The sequence below is a fragment of the Lysobacter brunescens genome, from assembly GCF_042677005.1.
Classification (GTDB): Bacteria; Pseudomonadota; Gammaproteobacteria; order Xanthomonadales; family Xanthomonadaceae; genus Lysobacter_I; species Lysobacter_I brunescens.
Genome location: NZ_JBHTIF010000001.1, coordinates 292,162 through 317,306 on the forward strand (window position 1 = coordinate 292,162; position 25,145 = coordinate 317,306).

Sequence of the window (25,145 nt, forward strand, 5' to 3'; positions counted from 1 at the left end):
GGAATCCAATGCTACGCATCGTCACCCGCACGCTCGCGGCGGGGCTTCTACTGATTGGCGCCGCCGGAGCGGCGCATGCACAGGTCGTGATCAGCCAGGTCTATGGCGCTGGCGGCAACACCGGCGCGACCTACAACCGCGACTTCGTCGAACTCTTCAACCGGGGCTCGACGCCCGTATCGCTGGCCGGACTCACCGTGCAGTACGCCAGCGCCACCGGCACCGGCAACTTCGCCGTCGGCGCGACGCTGCCGAACGTGAACCTGGCGCCCGGGCAGTACCACCTCGTGGGCATGTCCAGCGGCGCCAACGGCGCGGCGCTGCCGACCGTGGACACCAGCGGCACGTCGTCGATGGCCACCGCCGCCGGCAAGGTCGTCCTCGTCAACGGCACGTCCGCGCTCGCCTGCAACGGCGGTTCGACGCCCTGCTCCGCCCCGCAGCTTGCCCAGATCGTCGACCTGGTCGGCTACGGCACCGCGAACTACTTCGAAGGCACGGCCCCCACGCCGGCGCTGAGCGCCACGCTGTCGGCGCTGCGCTCGGGCAACGGCTGCAACGACACCAACCAGAACGGCGCCGATTTCACCGCCGGCACGCCCAGCGCACGCAACAGCGCATCGCCGGCATCGGTCTGCGGTGGCGGCGGCACCCCGTTCGTGTCGATCAACGACGTCGCCGCCATCGAAACCGACAGCGGCACGACCCAGTTCTTCTTCGCCTTCGGCCTGAGCCAGCCGGCCGGCGCGGGCGGCGTGACGATCGACTACGCCACCGCCGACGGCACCGCCACGGCCGGCAGCGACTACGTCGCCGCGAGCGGCAGCCTGACGATTCCGGAAGGCTCGAACTCGGTCGCCTTCAGCATCACGGTCAATGGCGACACCACGACCGAGGCGGACGAGACCTTCTTCGTCAACATCGGCTCGGTCACCGGCGCCAACATTGCGGATGGCCAGGGCCAGGGCACGATCCAGAACGACGACGTCAGCGTCGTGGAAATCCACGACATCCAGGGCAGCGGGCTGCTCTCGCCGCTCAACGGCGCCGTGGTCACCACCGAAGGCATCGTCACCGCGCAGAAGTTCAACAACGGCTTCTTCCTGCAGACCGCCGACGCCAGCGTCGATGCCGACCCGAACACCTCGCAGGGCATCTTCGTCTTCACCTCGACCGCGCCGCCGGCCACCGCCACCGTGGGCAACCGCGTCCGCGTCACCGGCACCGTCACCGAGTTCACGCCCAGCACCAACCTCAACCAGCTGTCGATCACCGAAATCGTGTCGGTCAGCTCGATCCAGGTGCTGTCGACCGGCAACGCGCTGCCGGCACCGGTGGAACTGACCGCCGCCGATTTCAGCCCGGGCTCGAACCCGGGCACGGCCGAGAAGTTCGAAGGCATGCGCGTCAGCGTGCCGCGCGCGTTCTCGGTCTCGGCCTCGGACGGCAACATCAGCGAAGGCCCCGCAACCTCGTCGACTACCGGCGTGTTCCACGTGACCCTGCCGGGCGTGGACCGCCCGTTCCGCGAGCCGGGCATCAGCGTGCTCGACGTGTTCCCGATCCCGGGCGGCAAGACCCCGCCGCGCTTCGACACCAACCAGGAACGCCTGATGGTGCGCAGCCGCGGCCAGGTCGGCGCGACCGCCGTCGCCATCGACGCCGGCACCGACGTGAACGGCATGGTCGGCGTGCTCGACTACTTCTCCGGCACCTGGGCGCTGCTGCCCGACGCCGGCACGGTCTCGGTCAGCGGCGGCAAGACGCCGACCGCCGTCGCCGACGCGCGCTACGAAGACGTCACCATCGGCGGCTTCAACCTGCTGCGCTTCTTCGATGAAGTGAACGACAGCAACGGCGCGCCGACGCTGCAGGCCGCCGCGCTCGACAAGCGCCTGACCAAGACCTCGCTGGCGATCTGCGACTACATGAAGGCGCCCGACATCCTGGGCGTGGTCGAAGTCGAGAACCTGCGCGTGCTCGGCCTGCTCGCCGACCGCATCAACAGCACCTGCGCGCGCGCGCCGCAGTACGTGCCCTACCTGGTGCAGGGCAACGATCAGGGCGGCATCAACGTCGGCTTCCTGGTCAGCACCCGCAGCCTGGGCACGACCAACCGCGTCGAAGTGCTCGAAGTGACGCAGTTCGGCAAGGACACGCTGTTCACCAACCCGGACAGCAGCACCTCGCTGCTGAACGACCGTCCGCCGCTGATGCTGCGCGCACGCGTCCACCAGGACAACGGCGCGAACTACCCGATCACCGTGTACGTCAACCACCTGCGTTCGCTCAACGGCGTCGACGACACCGGTCCGGGCAGCAGCGGCTGGGCCAGCGAAGGCCACCGCGTCCGCGCCAAGCGCGCACAGCAGGCGCTGTACCTCGCCAACCTGGTGCATGCGCGCCAGCAGGCGAATCCGTCCGAGCACATCGTGCTGCTGGGCGACTTCAATGCGTTCGAGTTCAACGACGGCTATGTCGACGTGATGGGCATCGTGCGCGGCGACGAAGTACCGGCTGACCAGGTGGTCAACGACATCGACAGCCCGATCACCACGCCACTGATCGACGGTTCGGAGCTGATCGCCGACACCGCCGAGAAGTACTCGTACGTGTTCGAAGGCAATGCGCAGACGCTGGACCACGTGGTCGTCAACGAAGCGGTGGTGATGAACGTGGCCGGCCTGTCGGTCGACCACGCGCGCATCAACGCGGACTTCGGCGTGCACAACTACGGCGTGGCCGGCAACGCGATCCGCGTGTCCGACCACGATCCGGTGCGCCTGACCATCGGCGTGGCGGATTTCCGCACCGCCGACCTGTCGCTGGCCGCCACCACGCCGTCGGCCAGCGTCGCCGCCGGCGCCGCGGTGCCGTTCACGATCACCGTCAACAACGCCGGCCCGAACAAGGCCTCGTTCCCGGCGGTCGCCCTGGTGTTCAACGCGCTGGTGCCGGTGAGCGTTTCCGCGCCGGCCGGCTGGACCTGCGCCGCGCCGGTGCAGGCCGGTGGCACGACCACGGTCACCTGCACCGCCGGTTCGCTGGAAGAAGTGTCGCAGGCCGTGTTCACCGCCACCGCAACCGCGCCGTCGCTGGCAACCGCGAGCACGCTGGAGATGGCCGCATCGGTGCAGTCGCAGACCCGCGATCGCGCCAATGCCGACAACTCGGCCACCGTGAGCGTCTCGGTCGCTGCGCTCGCGCTGCCGTCCACCGATCTGCAGATGCGCATGATCGGCGGCCCGGCCGGCACGGTGCGTGGCGGTTCCTCGCTGGTGTTCTCGGCGATCGCGCGCAACGGCGGCACCAATGCCGCCCCGGCGCCGGTGGCGACGTTCAGCGGCAACGTGCCGCTGGCCAGCGCCAGCGTCGCCGCGCCCGCAGGCTGGAGCTGCACCAGCAGCGGCACGACCGCCAGCTTCAGCATCCAGTGCACGCAGTCCGGTTCGATGGCGCCCGGCGCGCGCGCGACCTTCGCGCTCTCGGTGCGTACGCCGGCCGTGGGCGTGCAGCCGACGCTGTCGGTGTCGAGCAACATCAATGCCGCCGGCATCACCGACACCGTGCCGGTGAACAACACCGCCAGCTACAGCGCCACGATCGTGCCCTGATCCGGCGCATCCGACGCGAAGTCGACCCCAGGGAGCGCGGCCACGGCCGCGCTCCCTTTTTTGTGCAGGACACTTACTGCGCAGGCATCGCTGCAGCGCACCATACCGCTGCGCACGTCGTATACGTTTCGTTCACGCGCGCCTTGCCGCACGCGCTGTCAAGTGCATTCGTGCACCCCCGCCGTTGCGCAGTGCGCAAACGCCGTCATGCCGACAGCGGCTATCATGCGCGCTCGCCCCTCGGAACGACCGAACACGATGACCGTCGCCGCCCGATTCGAAATCGAATACCTGCAGTACCTCGGACCCGACGGCACGCTCGTCGCGGAACCGCCGCCGGCCTTCGCCGATCCGGCCACGCTGCTGCCGCTGTTCAAGCAGATGCTGTTCGTGCGCACCTTCGACAGCAAGGCGATCGCCCTGCAGCGCACCGGCAAGCTCGGCACCTACGCCGCCTGCCTCGGCCATGAAGCCACACACGTCGGCATCGGCGCGTCGATGCGCCCCGAAGACGTGTTCGCGCCGAGCTATCGCGAGTACGGCGCGCAGATGGTGCGCGGCGTGCGTCCCCGCGAAATCCTGATGTACTGGGGCGGCGACGAGCGCGGCAACGACTTCGCCGAAGCCCCGAAGCACGACTACAGCTGGTGCGTGCCAATCTCGACGCAGTGCCTGCACGCCGCCGGCGCCGCACTGGCGTTCAAGCTGCGCAAGGAGCCGCGCGTCGCGGTGACCTGCTGCGGCGACGGCGGCAGTTCGAAGACCGACACCTACGCCGCGATCAACTCCGCCGGCGCCTACGCCCTGCCCTTCGTGCAGTGCATCATCAACAACGGCTGGGCGATCTCGGTGCCGCGCGCCGCGCAGACCGGCGCGCCGACGCTGGCGCAGAAGGGCCTGGCCGGCGGCCTGCATTGCCTGCAGGTGGACGGCAACGACCTGATCGCGGTGATGGAAGGCATGCGCCGCGCGATGGACCGCGCGCGCAACGGTGAAGGCGGCAGCGTGATCGAATTCATGACCTATCGCCTGCACGACCACACCACCGCCGACGACGCGCGCCGCTATCGCGGCGAAGAGGAAGTGAAGGCCGCGTGGACGCGCGACCCGATGACCCGCCTGCGCACCTACCTGACCAAGGCGGGCCTGTGGGACGAAGCGCAGGAGAACGCGTGGGCCGACGAATGCGGCAAGCGCGTCGACGTGGAAATCAACGCCTACCTGGAAACCCCCGTGCAGCCCGTGAGCGCGATGTTCGATTACCTCTACGCCGACATGCCGCCGGACGTGCGCGCGCAGCGCGACGAAGCCGTCGCCGCGGAGGGCCGCAAGCATGGCTGACATCGCCCCCATCACCCTCATCGAGGCGATCACCCAGGCGCTCGCCTACGAGATGCGCAAGGACGAGCGCGTGCTCGTGCTCGGCGAGGATGTCGGCGTCAACGGCGGCGTGTTCCGCGCCACCGCCGGCCTGCAGTCGGTGTTCGGCCCGGAGCGCGTGCTCGACACGCCGCTGGACGAGACCACCATCGCCGGCCTCACCGTCGGTCTCGCCGCGCAGGGCATGCGCCCGGTCGCCGAAGCGCAGTTCGACGGCTTCGTCTATCCGATGGTCGACCACATCATCTGCCACGCCGCGCGCTTCCGTTACCGCACGCGCGGCCGCCTCACCTGCCCGATGGTGCTGCGCGTGCCGTGGGGCGGCGGCATCCGCGCGCCGGAACACCACAGCGAAGCCAACGAGTCGATCTTCACCAACGTGCCCGGCCTGCGCGTGGTCATGCCGTCCTCGCCCGCGCGCGCCTACGGCCTGCTGCTGGCCGCGATCCGCGACGAGGATCCGGTGATCTACATGGAACCCAAGCGCATCTACCGCCAGTACAAGGAAGTCGTTCCGGACGACGGCGAAGCGCTGCCGCTGGACGTGTGCTACGTGCTGCGCGACGGCACCGACGTGACCCTGGTGACCTGGGGCGCACAGGTGAAGGAATGCCTCGAAGCCGCCGACGCGCTGGCGAAGGACGGCATCAGCGCGGAAGTCATCGACGTCGCCACGCTCAAGCCGCTGGACTTCGACACCATCGCCGAATCGGTGTGCAAGACCGGCCGCTGCGTGATCGTCCACGAAGCACCGAAGACTGCGGGTTTCGGCGCCGAGATCGCCGCGCGCCTGGCCGAGGAGTCGATGTACGACCTCGTCGCGCCGGTCGAGCGCGTCACCGGCTACGACACCCACATCCCGCTGTTCCGCCTCGAAATGAAGTACCTGCCGAGCGTCGAGAAGATCGTCGCCGCAGCGAAGCGGACGCTGGCGGCGGGCTGAGCCTTGTTTGTTTCTGGCGCAAAGGCAAATCCCCCATCGCCTGCGCTGCAGGCGATCGCCCCCTTTTTCAAAGGGGGCTTGTCGCGCCACGCGTGGTGCATGCGCTTCGCTGATGGACAACCGCATGACAACCTGTGCATTGCGTGGACTCGTGAGGAGCAACGGCATCGCGCCCCGCACTTTGCCCCCTTTGCAAAAGGGGGCCGGCATCGCGCAGCGATGACGGGGGGATTTGCTCTCCGCGAGAGGGCACCGCAATGATCCGCGCCCGGGTCGTCGAGACGTATCGCACCCAGTACGCGAACCCGATCGGGTTCGCGTCCGGCGAGATCGTGACGCTGGGCGAGCGCGACACCGAATGGCCTGCGTTCATCTGGGCGATCACCGCCGACGGCAACGCCGGTTGGGCGCCGTTCGACTGGCTCAAGCCGCTGGGCGATGGCCGTGCCGAAGCGCTGCGCGACTACTCGGCGCAGGAACTGGATGCCGATCCGGGCGACGAGATCGCGCTGCTGCACGAACTCGGCGGCTGGTGGTGGGCGACGCATGACGATGGACGTGCCGGATGGATTCCCGACACGCATTTCAGAACAATCGAAGAGAGAGACGCATGAGCCAGACCAAGACCTTCTTCCTCCCCGACCTCGGCGAAGGCCTGCCGGACGCCACCATCGTCGAGTGGTTCGTGAAACCGGGCGACGTCATCAAGCTCGATGCGCCGCTGGTGTCGATGGAGACCGCGAAGGCCGTGGTCGAAGTGCCGTCGCCGGTGTCGGGCAAGGTGTTGAAACTGGCTGGCGGCGCGGGCGACGTGATCGTCACCGGCACGATGCTCGCCGAGTTCGAGATCGATCCGTCGATGCCGCAGCGCGCGGAAGGCCAGGACACCGGCCATCACCACGGCGGCGGTCATGCCGCGCCCGCACCTGCGAAGGCCGAACCGGCACCCGCACCCGCAGCAGAAACCAAGCGCGACGACGCCGGCACCGTGGTCGGTGCGATGCAGTCCTCCGATGCCGTGCACACCGAGGCCGCGGTCGCGGTCGGCGGCGTGAAGGCGATGCCGGCGGTGCGCGCGATGGCGCGCAAGCTCGGCGTCGACATCGCCCGCGTCCGCGCCACCGGCGCCGACGGCGTGGTGACGATGGACGACGTGAAGCGCGCCGCTGCCGATGGTTCGGCGAAGCCCGGTGCACCGGCACCGCGCGCCGCTGCGGCGCCTGTGGGAGCGACGCAAGTCGCGACTGGCGTCGCTCCCACAAGTGCGCCGGCAACCAGCCCGCGCACCCAGCTCTCCGCCACCGGCAAGCCAATGCGCACGCAGCCGCCGTCGGTGTCGGTCACCGGCCAGCCGGAACAGCTCAAGGGCGTGCGCCGCAACATGGCGCGCGTGATGGCCGACGCGCACAGCAAGGTCGTGCCGACCACGCTCAGCGACGACGCCGACATCCACGCCTGGGCGCAAGGCAACGACGTTACCGTGCGCCTGATCCGCGCGATCTGCGTCGCGGCGAAGACGGTGCCGGCGATGAACGCGTGGTTCGACGGCGAGAAGCTGGTGCGCACCCTGCATCCGCAGGTCGATATCGGCATCGCGGTCGATACCGACGACGGCCTGTTCGTGCCCGCGCTGCGCAACGCCGACGTGCTCGACGCGAACGGTGTTCGCCAGGGCATCAACCGCCTGCGCGCGCAGGTCGAGGACCGCAGCATCCCGGCGAGCGAACTCAGCGGTTACACGATCTCGCTGTCGAACTTCGGCATGTTCGCCGGTCGCTACGCCACCCCGGTGGTCGTACCGCCCTGCGTCGCCATCGTCGCCGCCGGCCGTGCCCGCCACCAGATCACCCCGGTGATCGGCGGCTTCGAATCGCACAAGGTCATCCCGCTGTCGGTCACCTTCGACCACCGCGCCTGCACCGGCGGCGAAGCCGCGCGCTTCCTCCGCGCGATGCTGGATGATCTGGCGCTGTCGAATTGAGGGAAGAACGAACGGACCTTGGCTGCGGCATGATCCACCGACATCCACTGTTGGAGGTTTTTTTGCATGAACATCCGCATGCGCGGCCTGCTGCAGAGTCTCGCCGGTGGCGCCGTCTTCGCCATGGCCTTGTGGTGGTTCATGGACCGGCAGCAGACGAATCCCTCGGGCTCGCTGCCCGGCGGCCCGTTCGGCCTCATCGCGCTCGCGGCACCCGGCGGACTGATGTTCGCCGGATTGCTCCAGGCCATCACGGGGCTGCCGTTTTCCGCGATGTCCGAAAAATGGAATGCGCTCGCCGGTTGGCAGCGAGGCGTGATCGGCACGCTGGTCTTCGTGGGTGGACTCTGCGTGCTGTTCGGCGGCCTGGCGTTGTACGGGTTTCTGACGGCGAGCTAGGCCTGCCCCAGAGTCATCTGCTGTAGAGCGGATCGAAGATCCGCTGGACGGTTGCCGGAGACATCACAGCGGATCTTCGATCCGCTCTACAACAGCGATGGCATCGACGGTGATCCATATCGCGTTGCGCCGCTTTGTAGGAGGGCCTTCAGGCCCGAACTCTTTATCGATCGTCATTCGGCCCGCGAAAAGCTCGGGCCTGAAGGCCCTCCTACAAAGCCCGCATGCCTGCGCAGTGACGTGGCTCGGCCTCGATCAATACCTCGGCACCGCCGGATCGACCTGCAGGCTCCACGCGTCGATCCCGCCGACGACGTTGTAGACGTCGCTGAAACCCTGCTGGGCGAAATACATCGCGGCCTGGGCGCTGCGGCCGCCGTGGTGGCAGAGGAAGGCGAGCGGCGCATCCTTGGGCAGGGCGAGCAGGCGTTCGAGGCCGCCGTCTTCCAGTGCCTCGAAGGGCGCGGTCACCGCGGCAATGTCGCGCTCGGCAGGTGGGCGCACATCGACGAGGGTGACACTGCCGTCGCGGGCACGGGCGTCGGCATCGGCGACGGAGAGGTTGCGGAAGGCCATGGTCGACTCCGGAGGCAAGGACGAAAGGCATGAGGCGAGGCGTGGCATCATGCCGCGATGACCGACCGCTCCGCCAGCCCGCCCGCCGCGCTCGACGACGCCATGCTCGACGGGATCCACCGCGTGCCACGCCGGCCGCATGCCTGGCTGGTGCTGCTGGTGCTGTCGCAGGTCATCGTGGCGCTGGTGTGGTGGCGCTGGGGCTGGACGCTGGGCCTGCCGGCGATGGCGGTGAGCCATGCGCCGTTCTGGTGGGGCACGCTCTGGCCGCATTCGCGCGTCTTCGGTCCGGTGCTCAACCGCCTGCCGATCGACGACCGACGCGTCTGGCTGACCATCGACGACGGACCGTCCGACGAGACCCGGCCGATCCTCGATGCGCTGGACGCGCACGGCGCGAAGGCGACGTTCTTCCTCGTCGGCGAACGCGCCGCTCGACGTCCCGAACTGGTCCGCGAGATCCTGCAGCGCGGACACCAGATCGGCAACCACAGCCATTCGCATCCCGCGCGCTGGTTCTGGGCCCTTGGGCCTTCGCGCATGCGCCGCGAGATCGCGGACACGCAGCGCATCCTCACCGACATCGCCGGCACGCCGCCGCGCTGGTTCCGCGCGGTGGTCGGGATGAGCAATCCTTTCGTGCAGGCGCCACTCAAGGCCCATGGCCTGGCGCGCGCCGCATGGAGCGCGCGCGGCTTCGACGGCGTCGCCGCCGATCCGGATGTGGTGGTGGCACGCATCGAGCGCAGTCTACGGCCGGGCGCGATCGTGCTGCTGCACGAAGGTGCCGCGCATGGCGGCAACGTCGAGACGATCCGGCGCCTGCTGCAACGGCTGGATGCGCTGGGTTACCGTACGCGCCTGCCCTGAGGCGACAGACGACGCACGCCCCCACACTCACGGATCGGAAAAATCTCCCATGGACTGGGAATACAGGACGCTCACGCTCGACGACGGCGGATTTTCCGGAGACCTCGGCGTCGGGGTCTCCGGCAGCATCCATCGCGAATCCCTCGAAGGCTGGGCATTCGTCGGTGCCTTTCCGCTGCGCATCAACGCCAGCAGCGGCCACGTGGTCCGCCTCGCCGTGGTCTATCGGCGCAATCGCGCCGCCTGACCCGACCAGGTCGCCTCCCCCAGCGGGAGGCGACGTCCACCGCCGGCTTCAGCGCGTCTTGCGGATCTGCGCTTCCACGGCGGCGATCGCGGTCATGTTGACCACGCGGCGCGGGCTCGACGCCGGCGTGAGCACGTGCGCCGGACGGTTCAGGCCCATCAGGATCGGGCCGATCGCCACGCCGTCGGTCATCACCCGCACCATGTTGTAGGTGATGTTGGCGGCGTCGAGGTTCGGCATCACGAACAGGTTGGCGCGACCGCTGAGCGTGGTGTTCGGGAACATGCGCTTGCGCAGGCCGTCGTCCCAGGCGGTGTCGGCCATCATCTCGCCGTCGATCTCCAGCTTCGGCGCGCGCGCGCGGATGATCTCGTAGGCGCGGCGCATCTTCGCGGCGCTCGGGTTGTCATGGCTGCCGAAGTTCGAATGCGACAGCAACGCGACCTTGGGCTCGATGCCGAACAGCTTGAGCCGGAAGCTGGCCATCAGCGTGGCCTCGGCGATCTGCTCGGCGGACGGATCGACCTGCACGTGGGTGTCGAGGAAGAACCACACGCCCTGGCTGTTGATCACACCGGTCATCGCGGCGGTGCCGGTGACGCCCTTGTCGAAGTTGAAGACGCTGCGCAGGTAGCCGAGCTTCTTGTGGAAGCGACCGACCAGGCCGCAGATCATCGCGTCCGCTTCACCGCGCTCGACCATGATCGCGGCGATCAGCGAGGACCGCGAACGCAGCAGGTTCTTCGCCGCAGCGGGGGTCACGCCGCGACGCTCGGTCAGTGCGTGGTAGTGCTGCCAGTAGTCGTTGAAGCGCGGGTCGTCGTGGATGTTGGTCAGCTCGAAATCGACGCCGGCCTTCATGCGCAGGCCGAGGCGCTGGATGCGCGTCTCGATCACGTCCGGGCGACCGATCAGGATCGGCCGCGCCAGCCCTTCGTCGATGACGGTCTGCACCGCCTGCAGCACGGTTTCTTCCTCGCCTTCGGCATACACCACGCGCTTCTGGTCGCTGCGCGCGCGGTCGTAGATCGGCTTCATCAGCAGGCCGGTGCGGTAGATGAACTGGCCGAGCTTCTCGCGATAGGCGTCCATCGACGCCAGCGGGCGCTGCGCGATGCCCGAGTCCATCGCCGCCTGCGCCACCGCCGGCGCGAGCACGGTGAGCAGGCGCGGATCGAACGGGCGCGGGATGATGTAGTCGGCGCCGAACTTCGGCACTTCGCCGCCGTAGGCGCTGCCGAGGTCGGAGGCTTCCATGCGCGCCAGCTTGGCGATCGCGCGCACGCAGGCGAGCTTCATCGCCTCGTTGATCTCGGTGGCGCCGACATCCAGCGCGCCACGGAAGATGTAGGGGAAGCACAGCGCGTTGTTGACCTGATTCGGGTAGTCCGAACGGCCGGTGGCGATGATGCAGTCCGGACGCACTTTCTTCGCGTCTTCCGGCAGGATTTCCGGATTCGGATTGGCCAGCGCGAGGATGATCGGGCGCTCGGCCATGGTCGCGACCATCTCCGGCTTGAGCACGCCGCCGGCGGACAGGCCGAGGAACACGTCGGCGCCGGCGACGATGTCGGCCAGCGTGCGCTTGTCGGTGTCGCGCGCATAGCGCGCCTTGTCGGGATCCATGTTCGGGCGACCGGTGTGCAGCACGCCGTCGCGGTCCACCGCGAGGATGTTCTCCGGCTTCATGCCCAGCGCGACCAGCATGTCGAGGCAGGCGATGCCGGCGGCGCCGGCGCCGGAGGTGGCCAGCTTCACGTCCTCGATCTTCTTGCCGACGATCTCCAGCGCGTTGAGCACCGCCGAACCGACGATGATCGCGGTGCCGTGCTGGTCGTCGTGGAAGACCGGGATCTTCATCCGCTCGCGCAGCTTGCGCTCGACGATGAAGCACTCCGGCGCCTTGATGTCTTCGAGGTTGATGCCACCGAAGGTCGGCTCCATCGAGGCGATGATGTCGACCAGCTTGTCGGGGTCGCGCTCGTCCAGCTCGATGTCGAACACGTCGATGCCGGCGAACTTCTGGAACAGCACGCCCTTGCCTTCCATCACCGGCTTGCCGGCCAGCGGGCCGATGTCGCCCAGGCCGAGCACGGCGGTGCCGTTGGTGATCACGGCGACCAGGTTGCCGCGCGCAGTCATCTGGCTGGCGGCGTTGGGGTCTTCGACGATGGCCTCGCAGGCGTAGGCCACGCCGGGCGAGTACGCGAGGGCGAGATCGCGCTGGGTGACCAGCGGCTTGGTCGGGGCGACCTTGATCTTGCCGGGGGGATCCTGACGGTGGTAGTCGAGGGCGGACTGCTTCAGATCGTTGGCGTTGTCGGACATTCGAGGTCTGGGGGGCCGTGCGCCGGCCGTGCACGTTGGGCCCCCGATTCTAGCCTCAAAGCCCGACCGGAACCGTGCGGTGACGGATGGTCGACCGGACCCGCGATTGGCGTCGCTGGCACCGCTTCCCCCAGAATCGCCGCTTCGCCCGCCCGCCGTACCCATGACCACGCCCATCGCACCCGCCAGCGCCTCGGTCTCCTTTCGCCTTGCATGGCTGGTGCTCGTGGCCGCCGTGCTCGCGCAATCCCCGCTGATCTTCAATCCTGGCTATTTCAGCCACGACGAACTGCAGTGGGCGGCCACCGCCAACGCCGTGCCGGGACTGCCGCCGCCGTGGTTCTCCTGGGCGGCCATCGATGCCTACCAGTATCGTCCGCTGACCTTCAATCTCTGGCTGTGGTTCTCGCGCCACCTGTTCGACGTCCCGTATGCATTCCATGCGGTGTGCGTGGCCTGGGGCAGCGTCAACGCGGCGCTGCTGTGCGTGCTGGGGCAGCGCCTCGGCGTGCCGGCGCGACAGGCGGCCGCCGCCTCGCTGGTCTTCGCGCTCGGTCCCTATGCCGCGCTGACGCATGGCTGGGTGGGCACGCTGGGCGACCTCATCTGGTTCAGCGCGGCGCTCGGCGCGGGCCTGCTGGGCACCAGTCGACTGCCGCTGGCCGTGATCGCGACCGGTGCGGCACTCGCGACGGCGATCGGCCTGGCCGGCAAGGAAGCGGCGCTGGCCATCCCCGCCCTGCTCGCGGTGGCCTGGTGGTTCGACCGACGCCCGCGATGGGCGATCGCGATGCTGGCGTCCGGCGCGGTCGCAGCGCTGTACCTGGCGCTGCGTTTCGATGGCCTGACGCAGGCGGCACCGCAGGGCACGCAATACGCACTGAGCCTCGCCCACGTGCCGCTGCGCTGGCTGGAATACCCGCTGTTCGCGCCGCTGCTGCACGTGCCGGAAACCTTCGCGACCTTCACCCAGGGCGGGCGCGGGCCGCTGGCGATCTCCGCACTGCTGTGGCTGGCCGGCCTCGTCGCGCTGTTCCGCGCCGATCGCAGGCTGTTCGCGCTGGCGCTGCTCGGCGGCACCGCCAGCCTGCTGCCGGTGCTGCCGCTGGGCGCCAGCTTCAATCACTACGGCTATGCCTGGTCGGCGTGGATCGCGCTGTGCTTCGGCGCGGCCTGGCCCAGGCTGACTGCGCGCTGGCGGCTGGCTGTCGCGCTGCTGGCGCTGCTCGCGGTGGCGCACGGCGCGATGGTGATGCGCCTGGTGCATCGCGTCGGCACGATCCAGGCGACGTTCTCGCCGGCACTGGCGGAGGCGCTGTCCACCCGTCCGGCGGATGCGCCACCGCTGCGCCTGCGCACCGCGCAGCCGCACACGCGCTGGATCTTCCAGCGCCTGACCCACGAGATCCCGCATTACCGTGGCGTAGCGATCGGCGATCGCGTGCAGCTGGTCGGCGACGACGCACCGGCGGATCGCGTGATCCAGCCGGACGGGCAACTGACGCCCCCGTAGCGCGGAGCTTGCTCCGCGCATCGCTTCAGCCATGGCGATAACGGGATTGAGCGGAGCAAGCTCCGCTCTACGAGAGATGGGGCGATGTCAGACGCCCAATCCCAGCACCAGGTCGTCGGCCTCGACCCGGTCCAGGCGGATCTTGTTGGCAAACAGCGAGAACGCGAGCATCCCAGCCAGGCCGTTCGCGCGCTGCATCCACGGCGGCAGATAGTGCGGCTGCGCGATCGCGCCGCTGTCGAACATCGGCTGCAGGGCGAACACGTCCTCCAGCGCCAGCTTGCCGGCGAACAGCTGCCGCGCGACCGACAGCTTGCGATGGCGCAGGCACCAGCGGAAGAAGGTGTGCACGCTGAGCAGGCCGTGCAGGTACACGGTGTCCTTGGTGAAGGCCGCGCCGCCGCCGAGCGGTGCGCCACGGAACACGCGCTGCGCCGAGGCGAAGCTGTCCTCGGGGCTCTGCCCGGCGTCGAGGAAGAAACGGAACACCTGCACGAAATCCGCGCCGCCGATCGCCATGTCGATCGCAACGATGCGCAGGCTGATGCGCTTCATGCGCTCGATGTCCATCGAACCGGAGATCAGCTCGGCGAAAGTCGCCAGCCCTTCCTGTGTCGCGGTGGTGCGTGGCGCGCTGCGCGCCATCGACTTCAGGTGCGGCTGCTCGCGGCCGTTGATGCCGGTGAGCGTGTGCACGAAGGCTTCGTGCACGAGCAGCTGGTGGCGGTCGTATTCGCTGAAGCCGGTGTTGGTGCGGACGCGGATGCGGGTCGGGCTGGCGGCGGCCTTGGCGATCAGCGCCGGGTCCAGCTCGACCTTGACCTTGTGGTCGGTGAAGAAACCGTCGACCGCCGCCTGCAGCTCGTCGCGCACGGTCTCGGCGGCGATCACCGCATCGGGCTCGATGACCCGCAGCTCCTGGTCCATGTCGTCGGCCAGGGTGACGAAATGCTGCGCCGCTTCGAGATTGGTCGGGCCGTCGCCGGGCAGCAGTTCGACCGGGCGGCCGTAGAGGCGCGTGGAGTACGCGGTGACCCTGTAGCCGCCGGCGGCATCGAGCAGGCGCGTGGCGATGCGCCAGCTGTCGGCGGTCTGGATGAGGTAATGGCCCAGTGGGTGATCGGGATCGGCCGCCTTCGTCACCGCATCCAGCTCGGCGCGGATGTGCGTGTAGTCGTCCTTCGGATAGTCGATCTTCGGCAGGTGGATGCGCCCGATCTTCCACGCGCCGAGGAAGGTCTCCTGCGCGCTCGCCGGCCAGCTGAGCGTTTCCAGCAGACGGATGCCGCGCACCGCGGCAGCCAGGCGCGCATCGAGCACGGCGTGACGGGCGATATCGCGGGGCACGCTCATCGTGCGCCGCCGTGGCTGTTGTGGGAGCGACGCAAGTCGCGATCGGGCAAGACGACGGCTCCGACAATCGCGACTTGCGTCGCTCCCACGATCGCGCCTGCACAAGCCAAGCGCTCAACGCTTCCCATACTTGTCGTCCAGCCGCTTGTTCAGCGCCTTGTTCTGCACGCGGGCGTCGGACTTCTGCGCCAGCCGCGTCGCCAGCACGTTCGCGGCGCCGGCGACTTCGTCGCGCAGCTTGAGATAGTTCGCGAAGCGGGCACGATCCAGCGTGCCGGCGTCGATCGCGGCGCGGATCGCGCAGCCCGGCTCCTTCGCATGGCGGCAGTCGCGGAACTTGCATTCGCCGGCCAGCGTCTCGATGTCGGCGAAACCGCCGTCGGCCAGGTCTTCCTCGCCGGTCGGCTTGAGTTCGCGCATGCCTGGGGTGTCGATCAGGCAGGCGCCCGACGGCAGCGGGATCAGCGTGCGATAGGTCGTGGTGTGCCGGCCGCGCGCGTCGCTCTCGCGCACCTCGCCGGTCTTCATCTTCTCGGTGCCCAGCAGGGTGTTGGTCAGCGTAGACTTGCCCGCGCCGGACGATCCCACCAGCACCGCCGTGCGCCCCGGTCCCAGCCAGCGGTCGAGCGCCGCGACGCTGTCCCGATCCCGAGCATTCACCGCCACGGCGACGATGCCCTGCGCCGCCAGTTCGGCCAGCGCCGCCAGCGAGGCTTCGGCGTCGCTGCCGTCCTTGTCGGCCTTGGTCAGCACCACCACCGGCTCGGCGCCACCGCCGCGCACCAGCAGCAGGTAGCGTTCGATGCGGCGCGGGTTGAAGTCGGCGTCCAGGCCGCAGACCACGAAGACCGTGTCGATGTTCGCGGCGATCATCTGCTGCTGGTAGTGCTCGCCGGCGGCGGCGCGCTTGATCGTGCTACGGCGCGGCAGCAGGGCCGCGATCTGCGGTCGCGGACTCGCCTCGCGGATCAGCACCCAGTCACCGACCGCGGCGCGGTCCTGGGCCGGGAAGCGGCGGCGCATCCATTCCGGCGGCGATTCCACCGCCAGCGCGTGGCCCGCCGACTCGGCGACCACGTAGCCGGTGCGGTGCTGTTCGATCACCCGCGCCGGGCGCGCATCGGGATGGGCCGCGATCAGCCCCGACCATGCGGAATCGTTGATGTCGCCGGCCGTCGTGCCGGGCCAGGGCCAGCCGATCGCCGCCAGTACGGCGACGGACGGAACGGAAGGGGCGGAACTCAAGCGGAGAGGGCGATGGCGTGCATGCGCCGATTCTATGCCGGCCCGCACCTCCGTCCCAGCAGGCCCAGCGGTTTTCCGCTAGGCTGGCGGCTCTTTTTTCCACCCCAACCCCTGTCGCCGCGATGCCCACCTCCAGCCCGAAACCCGCCCTCAAGACCCGTGAACGCCTCTCCGAAGTCCGCTACGAGATCCGCGGAGAGCTGGCCCGGCGAGCGCGCGAGCTGGAAGGCCAGGGCCGGACGCTGATCAAGCTCAATATCGGCAACCCGGGGGCGTTCGGCTTCCGCGCGCCGGAACACCTACAGCGCGCCATCGCCGACCACATCGCCGACACCGACCCGTACACCCACCAGCAGGGCCTGCCGGCCGCGCGCGAGGCCATCGCCGCCTTCCACCGGCAGCGCGGCACGCCCAATGCGTCGCCCGAACGCGTGTTCGTCGGCAACGGCGTCAGCGAGCTGATCGACCTGTCGCTGCGCGCGCTGCTCAATCCCGGCGACGAAGTGCTGCTGCCCTCGCCCGACTACCCGCTGTGGTCGGCCGCGACCATCCTCAACGACGGCCGCCCGGTCTACTACCGCTGCAAGGCCGAAAATGGTTTCCTGCCGGACCCGGACGAGATCGCCCAGCTGGTGTCCTCGCGCACCCGCGCGATCGTGCTGATCAACCCGAACAATCCGACCGGCGCGAACTACAGCCGCGAGATCCTCGAACGCATCGTCGCCATCGCCGCGAAGCACCACCTGCTGCTGATGGCCGACGAGATCTACGACCACATCCTCTACGACGACAACACCTTCCAGCCGCTCGCGCCGCTGGCCGGCGACCTGCCCTGCCTGTCGTTCGGCGGCCTGTCGAAGGTGCATCGCGCCTGCGGCTGGCGCGTGGGCTGGGCCGTGCTCAGCGGCGACCCGCTGCGCAGCGGCGACCTGCACCACGCGATGGACCTGCTCGGCGCGCTGCGCCTGTGCGCCAACGTGCCCGGCCAGTTCGCGATCGAAGCCGCGCTGCACGGCACCGACACCATCAGCGGACTCACCGCACCCGGTGGCCGCCTGTACGAAACCCGCCGTGCGCTGATCGAATGCTGCGATGCCAGCGAACACCTGTCGCTGGTCGCGCCGGCCGGCGCGCTGTACGGCTTCCCGGCCGTCGTCGGCGATGCCGCGAAGGGCTTCGACGACCACGGCTTCGCCCTGGAAATGCTGGAAAGCGAGGATGTGCTGATCGTCCCGGGCTCCAGCTTCAACGTGCCCGAGCGCAACCATTTCCGCGTCACCCTGCTGCCGGAAGCGCCGGTGCTGCGCGAAGTGTTCGCGCGCATCGATCGCGTGCTCGATCGTCGCGCAGAACGCAGCCGCGCCCAGCAGGTCGCGGTCGCCTGAGCATGGCGACGCGCGCATGACGACCATCGTGCCCGCACTCGCCGCCGTCATCGCGGCGAGCGTCGCGACGACCACGGCGGCATCCGCAGCCCACCAGACGCAGGCGAAGGACGACGCACGCAGCGGCTACCTCGCGCTCGGCGACAGCTACACCATCGGCGAAGGCGTCGACGATGCGGACCGCTGGCCGATGCAGCTCGCGCGCGGCCTGCGCGAGGCCGGCATCGCCCTCGACGACCCGCGCATCATCGCCACCACCGGCTGGACCACCGACGAGCTGTCCGCCGCGCTGGACGCCGTCGAACCGCTGGGCGACGACTGGGCGCTGGTCAGCCTGCTGATCGGCGTGAACAACCAGTATCGCGGCCGCCCGGTCGACGACTACGTGCCCGAATTCACCGCCCTGCTCGACCGCGCGATCGCGTACGCCCGTGGCGACGCCCGGAGCGTGATCGTGCTGAGCATCCCCGACTGGGGCGTCACGCCGTTCGCGTTCGCCGGCAGCTTCGATTCCGAGGTCATCGCCGAAGCGCTGGACGCCTACAACGCCGCTGCCGCACGGATCTGCGCCGCACGCGGCGTCGCCTTCGTCGACATCACGCCGGTCAGCCGCGAACGCGGCGCCGACACCGACATGCTCGTCGAAGACGCCCTGCACCCCTCCGCCGCGATGTATGCCGAGTGGACCGCACGCGCGCTCCCGGTCGCACGACGCCTGCTGTCCGAACCTCGAACCGACACTCGCACCGAAGCCAGCACCGAATGACCGACGCCGCAGTCCCGGGCCGCCCGCTGTCCGCCCACCACGCCAAGGCCATCGCCCGCGCCTTCCTGCCGGCCATGCCGCTCGGCAATCGCTACGACTACTACTATGTCGGCGCCAAGCTGCGCAGCGACCCGCTGTATCCCGGCGTGCTCGATGCCCTGCGCGGCAGTACCGCGCCGGTACTCGACCTCGGCTGCGGCCTGGGCCTGCTCGCCCACACGCTGCGCCAGGACGGCCAGGCGCAGGTCTATCGCGGCGTCGACAACGACCGCGCCAAGATCGAACGCGCCACCCGCGTCGCCGCCAAGGCCGGCCTGCGCGACGCCACGTTCGAGGTCGTCGATCTCGCCAACACGCTGCCCACGCACAGCGGCTCGGTCGCGATCCTCGACGTGCTGCAGTATCTCGACGCCGAATCCCAGCGCGGCCTGCTCCACGCCGTCGCACGCATGCTCGACGGCGACGCCCGCCTGGTGATGCGCGCCGCCCTCGACGGCGGCGACCGTCGCTCGCGCACCACGCGCGTGACCGATCGCCTCGCCAACCTCGTCGGCTGGATGGGCTCGCGCCCGCGTCACTACCCCACCCGCGACGGCCTCGAAGCCATCCTCGCCGACGCCGGCCTGCGCACCGAATTCCGCCCGCTCTACGGCAACACCCCGTTCAACCACTGGCTGATCGTCGCGCAGCGCTGACGGCACCACGGACCGTGCTGTTGTAGAGCGGAGCTTGCTCCGCTCCAGGCATCCGCCATCGATCAACCGCCCCGAGAGCACACATCGATGCGCCTCTCCGGAGAGGCTGAGCGGAGCTGCGCTCCGCTCTACAACAGCGCCCGCCGGCCCGCCTCCCGCGTGTCATTCCGGATGTCCCGCGACATCCCCCGCCGTATGGAATCGTTTTCGCCCCGACAGGCATGCCGCACATGCCCTCACGCCATCAGGGCGCCCGGGATCGCCTGTTAGAATCTCTGCTCCAGATTTCGTATACCCCCACACAATCGCGGCCAGGTGGCCGCAGCGGAGCCCACGGCATGAGCTGGTTGAACGAACTGCTGCAGAACGACCCCGACCCCACCGAGACCCGCGAATGGGTCGAGTCGCTCAAGGCGGTGATCGACGCCGACGGCCCCGAACGCGCGCACCAGCTCCTGACCGGCATGGTCGAACTGACCCGCCGCGCCGGCGCCCACCTGCCCTTCGCTCCCACCACCGAATACATCAACACCATCCCGGCGCACCTGGAACCCCGCATGTCGGGCGACCAGCACATGGAATGGCGGATCCGCTCGATCATCCGCTGGAACGCCATGGCCATGGTGGTCCGCGCCAACCGCAAGCCCGGCGACCTCGGCGGCCACATCGCCTCGTTCGCCTCATCGGCCACGCTCTACGACGTCGGTTTCAACCACTTCTGGCGCGGCCCCGACGGCGACCACCCCGGCGACCTCATCGCCGTGCAGGGCCACAGCTCCCCGGGCATCTACGCCCGCGCCTTCCTCGAAGGCCGCCTCACCGAATCGCAGCTCGACCACTTCCGCATGGAAGTCGACGGCAAGGGCGTCAGCTCCTACCCGCACCCCTGGCTGATGCCCGATTTCTGGCAGCTGCCCACGGTGTCGATGGGCCTGGGCCCGATCAGCGCCATCTACCAGGCGCGCAACTGGAAGTACCTCGAAGCCCGCGGCCTCATCCCGAAGTCCGACCGCAAGGTGTGGTGCTTCATGGGCGACGGCGAGTGCGACGAACCCGAAAGCCTCGGCGCCATCTCGGTCGCCGGCCGCGAAGGCCTCGACAACCTGGTCTTCGTCATCAACTGCAACCTGCAGCGCCTCGACGGCCCGGTGCGCGGCAACGGCAAGATCATCCAGGAACTGGAAGGCAGCTTCCGCGGCGCCGGCTGGAACGTGGTCAAGACCGTCTGGGGCAGCTACTGGGATCCGCTGCTGGCCAAGGACACCACCGGCCAGCTCAAGCGCCTGATGATGGAAACCGTCGACGGCGAATACCAGAACTGCAAGGCCTTCGGCGGCGCGTACACCCGCGAGCATTTCTTCGGCAAGTATCCGGAAACCGCCGCGCTGGTCGCCAACCTCAGCGACGACGACATCTGGCGCCTCAACCGTGGCGGCCACGACCCGCACAAGGTCTACGCCGCCTACGACAACGCCCGCCAGACCAAGGGCATGCCCACCGTCATCCTCGCCAAGACGGTGAAGGGCTACGGCATGGGCGCCTCGGGCGAATCGCTCAACCCCACGCACCAGACCAAGAAGCTCGACGACGAAGCCGTGCGCGCCTTCCGCGACCGCTTCAAGATCCCGGTCAGCGACGAGCAGCTCAAGGACGGCGCCGTGCCGTTCTACCACCCCGGCGAAAAGTCGCCGGAAGTGGAATACATGGTCGAACGCCGCCGCGCGCTCGGCGGCTTCCTGCCGCAGCGCCGCCGCAAGGCCAGCCAGAACCTCGAAGCGCCCAAGCTCGACGTCTTCGACCGCCTGCTCAAGAGCAGCGGCGATCGCGAGATCAGCACCACCATGGCCTTCGTGCAGGCGCTGAACGTGATCCTGCGCGACAAGCAGGTCGGCCCGCGCTGCGTGCCCATCGTCGCCGACGAAGCCCGCACCTTCGGCATGGAAGGCCTGTTCCGCCAGATCGGCATCTACGCCCCGCACGGCCAGAAGTACAAGCCGGTCGACCGCGACCAGCTCATGTACTACCGCGAAGACGCCGCCGGCCAGGTGCTGGAGGAAGGCATCACCGAGGCCGGCGCCTTCGCCTCGTGGATGGCCGCCGCCACCAGCTACAGCACCAACGACGTGCAGATGCTGCCGTTCTACATCTACTACTCGATGTTCGGCTTCCAGCGCATCGGCGACAGCGCCTGGCAGGCCGCCGACATGCGCGCGCGCGGCTTCCTGCTCGGCGCCACCGCCGGCCGCACCACGCTGAATGGTGAGGGCCTGCAGCACGAAGACGGCCACTCGCACCTGCTCGCCGGCGCCATCCCGAACTGCCGCGCCTACGACCCCACCTTCGGCTTCGAAGTCGCGGTCATCCTGCAGTACGGCATGCAGCGCATGCTCGCCGAGCAGCAGGACGAGTACTACTACATCACCCTGATGAACGAGAACTACAGCCACCCGGACATGCCCGAAGGCGCGCCCGACGGCATCATCAAGGGCATGTACCTGCTCAAGGACGCCGGCAAGCCCAAGAAGGGCGAACTGCGCGTGCAGCTGCTCGGCAGCGGCACCATCCTCCGCGAAGCCATCGCCGCCGCCGAACTGCTCGACAAGGACTTCGGCGTCACCAGCGACATCTGGTCCTGCCCCAGCTTCACCGAGCTGCGCCGCGACGGCTACGACGTCGAACGCTGGAATCGCCTCAACCCCGAAGCGAAGACCCCGCGCAAGGCCTACGTCACCGAACTGCTCGAAGGCCGCCAGGGGCCCGCGATTGCCGCCACCGACTACGTCCGTGGTTTCGCCGACCAGATCCGCGCCTTCGTCCCGATGCGCTACACCGTCCTCGGCACCGACGGCTTCGGCCGCTCGGATACCCGCGCCAACCTGCGTCGCCACTTCGAAGTCGACCGCTACTACATCGCGCACGCCGCGATCGACGCGCTCGCCAAGGAAGGCAAGATGACGGCGAAAGATGCGGCCCGCGCGATCAAGTTGTACAAGATCGATGTGGACCGGGGGAATCCGGTGGGGGTTTGAGTTCAACAAAAAGGCGGCCATTGGCCGCCTTTTTTGCATATTCAGTAGAGTCTCTTTTGAATTTTTTCAACTGATTCGGGCAACCAGGAGAAATCATGGGGATTGAAGATCAACAGTTATGGCAAGCGACACTCGGAGCCAGCGGCGACTCAAACAGAGTCGCTCGAGAACGCTTAAAGACAAGCTTTCTCTCCTTTCGCAACCGTGTCTCTAAAATGATTCAAGAAATATCAACGACGTTACCAGGCCTTACGGTACATGACATTACACACGTTGATGCCCTGTGGCGCGTTGCACGTGAAATTGCCGGCGGCGATTACCCCATAAACCCCGCAGAAGCCTATGTCCTTGGAGGCTCATTCCTGCTTCATGACGCAGCACATTCAGTAGCAGCATTCCCGGCAGGATTGACAGGCATAAAACAAACAACAACATGGAAGGACTTAATTGCTCAGAAATTTCAGAGCAAAGAACCAGAGCAGGGATCTGAAGAAGAAAAAATTGCCCTATTTCACATTTTACGCCATCTCCATGCCGACCAAGCACAAGATCTCCCAAAAGCCTCGTGGACCGACAGCGAAGGGGATCAAGCTTATTTAATTGAAGACTCAGAGTTACGTTCATACTATGGTTCAATCATTGGAGAAATTGCAGCCAGCCATCACTGGCCCACACACATCGTCAGCAATAGATTTTCAGATCGAATACTGCCTCCACCAGCATTTCTTCAAGCAACAGACTGGCAGATCGACCTATTAAAAATAGCATTACTATTAAGAACATCCGATGCCGCCCATATTGATGCACTGCGCGCCCCTTGGTTCTTATTCGCACTCAAACAGCCATCCGGAATATCACGAGACCACTGGAAATTTCAATCTAAATTAGGGCAGCCTATAAGAAACTCTGATGGCTATTTGATAATCTCCTCCGGCTCGCCCTTTACAAGCAGCGAAAGAACAGCATGGTGGCTTGCATATGACACCGCACAAATGATTGACAGAGAGCTTCGGGACGCATACGCAGCACTAAGAGACAGCGGCAGAAAAGTGTTTGCTGCAATCGGCGTTTTAGGGAGCAACTCACCTGAAGCCTTCTCCCGACAAGTTGCAACCAAAAACTGGGCGCCATTAAATATAGGCCCAACTGTTGGCGACATACCAAAATTGATCAAGGCGCTTGGAGGAAATGCACTTTACGGCGACAGCCCTAAAGTACCCATCCGTGAACTGATCCAGAACGCGATGGATGCGGTAAGAGCACTGCGCGCAATAGATGGAATTGGAGCTGACGAAGGAGAGGTGGAAGTGGGATTTGATCCCGCAGAAGAAGAAAATCACACTTGGATTCGCGTATCGGATACGGGAATTGGAATGAGCAGGCACGTGCTCACTAACACGCTGCTTGACTTCGGCAACTCCCTATGGAAATCAGATTTCTTAAGAGAGGAAATCCCTGGGCTTGCTAGCGAAGGATTTGAGTCAGTAGGTAATTTTGGAATAGGCTTCTATTCTGTATTTATGCTGGCAAATCACGTAGAAGTAGTCACGCGCAGATACGAGAGGAAGCCCGGGGACGACTCAGATCAATGGCATCTGATCTTTGATGACGGCCTATCTGGGCGTCCGCTAATAATGCAACCAGACGCAAACTCAAAACTAAAAAGACAGGGGACAATCGTCTCCCTCAAAGTTAGCAATGAAAAAATGGCTCGGATTTTGCCCGGGCCGCCTTATAGCCAAAAAAAATCAGAGTTGATCGAAGTAACCAAAGAATTAGCATCCGAACTGATCTGCAACATCGCCCCAGCAAGCGACATAAAAATTTACTCTCGGATATCAAAAGAAAGGTATTTAGTAATTTCCCCTGACGATTGGAAATCAATACCCGAAGAGGATCTCACGAGACGCGCACGAAGCGACCGACGAAAACTACATGATTTATATGAAAACGGAAAATTAATAGGTCGACTCGGACTTAATCAAAGCTCTTTCTCCTCCGAGGCGGCTGCCATTACGATCAATGGACTCAGGTGCGGGACAGCAAAAGGACTGACAGGAGTCGTGGTGGCAGGCTCGAACAACCATGATGCAAAGCGTTCCGAATCGTCCGTGGGAGGATCAATAGAGAGCTGGCAGCAATGGGCCCTAGATGTTATAAATAATGGAAAAAACTCTCTTGATGACCTTGAAAGACTACACCCACTACAGCCAAACCTTGACCTATCCATATGGCTGAAAGAAGGAAAGCGATTCACTATAAGTGAACTTAAAGATTGGATAGAAACAGCTGACGTCATTACGACGCATGAAGGTCAAGTCGAGCATGAGGAATATGACGAGATAGGCAGCTTTTATTTCGATGAATTTGAGTATGAAGATGAAATAATTTGCGTCCCATCCCCTTATCAATTCAAAGACTCATTCCCTTGGCTCCTAGGAATCGCTCCAATCAAGTACAAATCAATTCTAGAAAATATAATTGCCGAGGCATGGGGAGCATTTGAAACTTCCGAATCGGAAGAATGCGTTGGATCCGTTAGAAGTGCGGAAATACTTCGTACGGTAACGAAATATTATCGTCAAAATTAACAGGCAAATCCGCAAGGCGGCCTTGAACTCGTATGGCGTGCTTGAGCCCGCCCTACGAGCGATGACTGACGTACCCCGTAAGGCGGGCGCAAGACCCGCCCTACGGTGCCTGCTGTTGTAGGGCGGGTCTCGCACCCGCCGCGAACGGAGCCAAAGTCTGCGAGTCTTGCGAGATGTCACGTGAACCAAGGCGCCCGAGCAAGGCCAAAAGCCGCGCCCGGGACGTTTAG

18 protein-coding genes are annotated in these 25,145 nt (G+C 66.5%); 14 read left to right on the forward strand and 4 right to left on the reverse strand.

The window, feature by feature from the left end:
- Positions 1-8: 8 nt before the first annotated feature.
- From ACFQ0E_RS01305 to ACFQ0E_RS01330, 6 genes are all read left to right on the forward strand, one after another.
- Complete coding sequence (locus tag ACFQ0E_RS01305; protein WP_386821899.1) at positions 9-3,614, forward strand: Calx-beta domain-containing protein; 3,606 nt, start codon at positions 9-11, stop codon at positions 3,612-3,614.
- 258 nt (positions 3,615-3,872) lie between these two features.
- Positions 3,873-4,955: a pyruvate dehydrogenase (acetyl-transferring) E1 component subunit alpha gene (gene pdhA / locus ACFQ0E_RS01310; RefSeq protein WP_386821900.1), complete on the forward strand. Its 1,083-nt coding sequence runs from the start codon at positions 3,873-3,875 to the stop codon at positions 4,953-4,955.
- The gene (locus tag ACFQ0E_RS01315) at positions 4,948-5,937 is read left to right on the forward strand and encodes an alpha-ketoacid dehydrogenase subunit beta (RefSeq protein ID WP_386821901.1); all 990 of its coding nucleotides are present in this window, start codon (positions 4,948-4,950) and stop codon (positions 5,935-5,937) included. Before pdhA ends, ACFQ0E_RS01315 begins: the two co-directional genes overlap by 8 nt.
- Before the next feature lie 260 nt (positions 5,938-6,197).
- Complete coding sequence (locus tag ACFQ0E_RS01320) at positions 6,198-6,551, forward strand: SH3 domain-containing protein (RefSeq protein ID WP_386823994.1); 354 nt, start codon at positions 6,198-6,200, stop codon at positions 6,549-6,551.
- The gene (locus tag ACFQ0E_RS01325) at positions 6,548-7,918 is read left to right on the forward strand and encodes a dihydrolipoamide acetyltransferase family protein (protein WP_386821902.1); all 1,371 of its coding nucleotides are present in this window, start codon (positions 6,548-6,550) and stop codon (positions 7,916-7,918) included. The genes ACFQ0E_RS01320 and ACFQ0E_RS01325 overlap by 4 nt, the downstream gene beginning before the upstream one ends.
- A gap of 66 nt (positions 7,919-7,984) precedes the next feature.
- Positions 7,985-8,317 carry a hypothetical protein gene (locus tag ACFQ0E_RS01330; RefSeq protein ID WP_386821903.1) on the forward strand — a complete coding sequence of 111 codons (333 nt, stop codon included), beginning with the start codon at positions 7,985-7,987 and terminating at the stop codon, positions 8,315-8,317.
- 255 nt (positions 8,318-8,572) lie between these two features.
- Here ACFQ0E_RS01330 and ACFQ0E_RS01335 read toward each other — a convergent pair whose 3' ends face one another.
- A complete protein-coding gene (locus tag ACFQ0E_RS01335; RefSeq protein ID WP_386821904.1) occupies positions 8,573-8,893 on the reverse strand; it encodes a rhodanese-like domain-containing protein in 321 nt (106 codons plus the stop codon).
- 57 nt (positions 8,894-8,950) lie between these two features.
- On the opposite strand from ACFQ0E_RS01335, the gene ACFQ0E_RS01340 reads away from it, so the two are divergent.
- On the forward strand, positions 8,951-9,763 hold the full coding sequence (locus ACFQ0E_RS01340) for a polysaccharide deacetylase family protein (RefSeq protein ID WP_386821905.1): 813 nt from the start codon (positions 8,951-8,953) through the stop codon (positions 9,761-9,763).
- Between the two features lie 49 nt (positions 9,764-9,812).
- A complete protein-coding gene (locus tag ACFQ0E_RS01345; RefSeq protein ID WP_386821906.1) occupies positions 9,813-10,010 on the forward strand; it encodes a DUF4177 domain-containing protein in 198 nt (65 codons plus the stop codon).
- Between the two features lie 48 nt (positions 10,011-10,058).
- On the opposite strand, the gene ACFQ0E_RS01350 is transcribed toward ACFQ0E_RS01345, so the two are convergent.
- Positions 10,059-12,338, reverse strand: coding sequence for an NADP-dependent malic enzyme (locus ACFQ0E_RS01350; RefSeq protein WP_386821907.1), 2,280 nt, complete (start codon positions 12,336-12,338; stop codon positions 10,059-10,061).
- A 163-nt stretch (positions 12,339-12,501) separates the two neighbouring features.
- On the opposite strand from ACFQ0E_RS01350, the gene ACFQ0E_RS01355 reads away from it, so the two are divergent.
- Positions 12,502-13,851, forward strand: coding sequence for a hypothetical protein (locus tag ACFQ0E_RS01355; RefSeq protein ID WP_386821908.1), 1,350 nt, complete (start codon positions 12,502-12,504; stop codon positions 13,849-13,851).
- Between the two features lie 87 nt (positions 13,852-13,938).
- Here ACFQ0E_RS01355 and ACFQ0E_RS01360 read toward each other — a convergent pair whose 3' ends face one another.
- A complete protein-coding gene (locus ACFQ0E_RS01360; protein WP_386821909.1) occupies positions 13,939-15,204 on the reverse strand; it encodes a flavohemoglobin expression-modulating QEGLA motif protein in 1,266 nt (421 codons plus the stop codon).
- Positions 15,205-15,318: 114 nt separating this feature from the next.
- A complete protein-coding gene (gene rsgA, locus ACFQ0E_RS01365) occupies positions 15,319-16,449 on the reverse strand; it encodes a ribosome small subunit-dependent GTPase A (protein WP_386821910.1) in 1,131 nt (376 codons plus the stop codon).
- A 122-nt stretch (positions 16,450-16,571) separates the two neighbouring features.
- Here rsgA and ACFQ0E_RS01370 point away from each other — a divergent pair, with 122 nt between their 5' ends.
- The 5 genes from ACFQ0E_RS01370 to ACFQ0E_RS01390 all read left to right on the forward strand — a co-directional run bounded on the left by ACFQ0E_RS01370 (position 16,572) and on the right by ACFQ0E_RS01390 (position 24,915).
- Entirely contained in the window at positions 16,572-17,834 is a 1,263-nt protein-coding gene (locus tag ACFQ0E_RS01370; protein WP_386821911.1) for an aminotransferase class I/II-fold pyridoxal phosphate-dependent enzyme, read from the forward strand.
- A gap of 16 nt (positions 17,835-17,850) precedes the next feature.
- On the forward strand, positions 17,851-18,600 hold the full coding sequence (locus ACFQ0E_RS01375) for an SGNH/GDSL hydrolase family protein (RefSeq protein ID WP_386821912.1): 750 nt from the start codon (positions 17,851-17,853) through the stop codon (positions 18,598-18,600).
- A complete protein-coding gene (locus ACFQ0E_RS01380) occupies positions 18,597-19,295 on the forward strand; it encodes a methyltransferase domain-containing protein (protein WP_386821913.1) in 699 nt (232 codons plus the stop codon). The genes ACFQ0E_RS01375 and ACFQ0E_RS01380 overlap by 4 nt, the downstream gene beginning before the upstream one ends.
- 338 nt (positions 19,296-19,633) lie before the next feature.
- Positions 19,634-22,324: a pyruvate dehydrogenase (acetyl-transferring), homodimeric type gene (gene aceE / locus ACFQ0E_RS01385; RefSeq protein ID WP_386821914.1), complete on the forward strand. Its 2,691-nt coding sequence runs from the start codon at positions 19,634-19,636 to the stop codon at positions 22,322-22,324.
- A 95-nt stretch (positions 22,325-22,419) separates the two neighbouring features.
- Complete coding sequence (locus tag ACFQ0E_RS01390) at positions 22,420-24,915, forward strand: HD domain-containing protein (RefSeq protein ID WP_386821915.1); 2,496 nt, start codon at positions 22,420-22,422, stop codon at positions 24,913-24,915.
- The last annotated feature ends 230 nt before the right edge of the window (positions 24,916-25,145 follow it).

Bases quoted from the DNA above. Each gene is read 5' to 3' on its own strand.
- ACFQ0E_RS01305 (WP_386821899.1), top strand. From the start codon at position 9: ATGCTACGCATCGTCACCCGCACGCTCGCGGCGGGGCTTCTACTGATT.
- pdhA (WP_386821900.1), top strand. From the start codon at position 3,873: ATGACCGTCGCCGCCCGATTCGAAATCGAATACCTGCAGTACCTCGGA.
- ACFQ0E_RS01315 (WP_386821901.1), top strand. From the start codon at position 4,948: ATGGCTGACATCGCCCCCATCACCCTCATCGAGGCGATCACCCAGGCG.
- ACFQ0E_RS01325 (WP_386821902.1), top strand. From the start codon at position 6,548: ATGAGCCAGACCAAGACCTTCTTCCTCCCCGACCTCGGCGAAGGCCTG.
- ACFQ0E_RS01330 (WP_386821903.1), top strand. From the start codon at position 7,985: ATGAACATCCGCATGCGCGGCCTGCTGCAGAGTCTCGCCGGTGGCGCC.
- ACFQ0E_RS01335 (WP_386821904.1), bottom strand. From the start codon at position 8,893: ATGGCCTTCCGCAACCTCTCCGTCGCCGATGCCGACGCCCGTGCCCGC.
- ACFQ0E_RS01340 (WP_386821905.1), top strand. From the start codon at position 8,951: ATGACCGACCGCTCCGCCAGCCCGCCCGCCGCGCTCGACGACGCCATG.
- ACFQ0E_RS01345 (WP_386821906.1), top strand. From the start codon at position 9,813: ATGGACTGGGAATACAGGACGCTCACGCTCGACGACGGCGGATTTTCC.
- ACFQ0E_RS01350 (WP_386821907.1), bottom strand. From the start codon at position 12,338: ATGTCCGACAACGCCAACGATCTGAAGCAGTCCGCCCTCGACTACCAC.
- ACFQ0E_RS01355 (WP_386821908.1), top strand. From the start codon at position 12,502: ATGACCACGCCCATCGCACCCGCCAGCGCCTCGGTCTCCTTTCGCCTT.
- ACFQ0E_RS01360 (WP_386821909.1), bottom strand. From the start codon at position 15,204: ATGAGCGTGCCCCGCGATATCGCCCGTCACGCCGTGCTCGATGCGCGC.
- ACFQ0E_RS01370 (WP_386821911.1), top strand. From the start codon at position 16,572: ATGCCCACCTCCAGCCCGAAACCCGCCCTCAAGACCCGTGAACGCCTC.
- ACFQ0E_RS01375 (WP_386821912.1), top strand. From the start codon at position 17,851: ATGACGACCATCGTGCCCGCACTCGCCGCCGTCATCGCGGCGAGCGTC.
- ACFQ0E_RS01380 (WP_386821913.1), top strand. From the start codon at position 18,597: ATGACCGACGCCGCAGTCCCGGGCCGCCCGCTGTCCGCCCACCACGCC.
- aceE (WP_386821914.1), top strand. From the start codon at position 19,634: ATGAGCTGGTTGAACGAACTGCTGCAGAACGACCCCGACCCCACCGAG.
- ACFQ0E_RS01390 (WP_386821915.1), top strand. From the start codon at position 22,420: ATGGGGATTGAAGATCAACAGTTATGGCAAGCGACACTCGGAGCCAGC.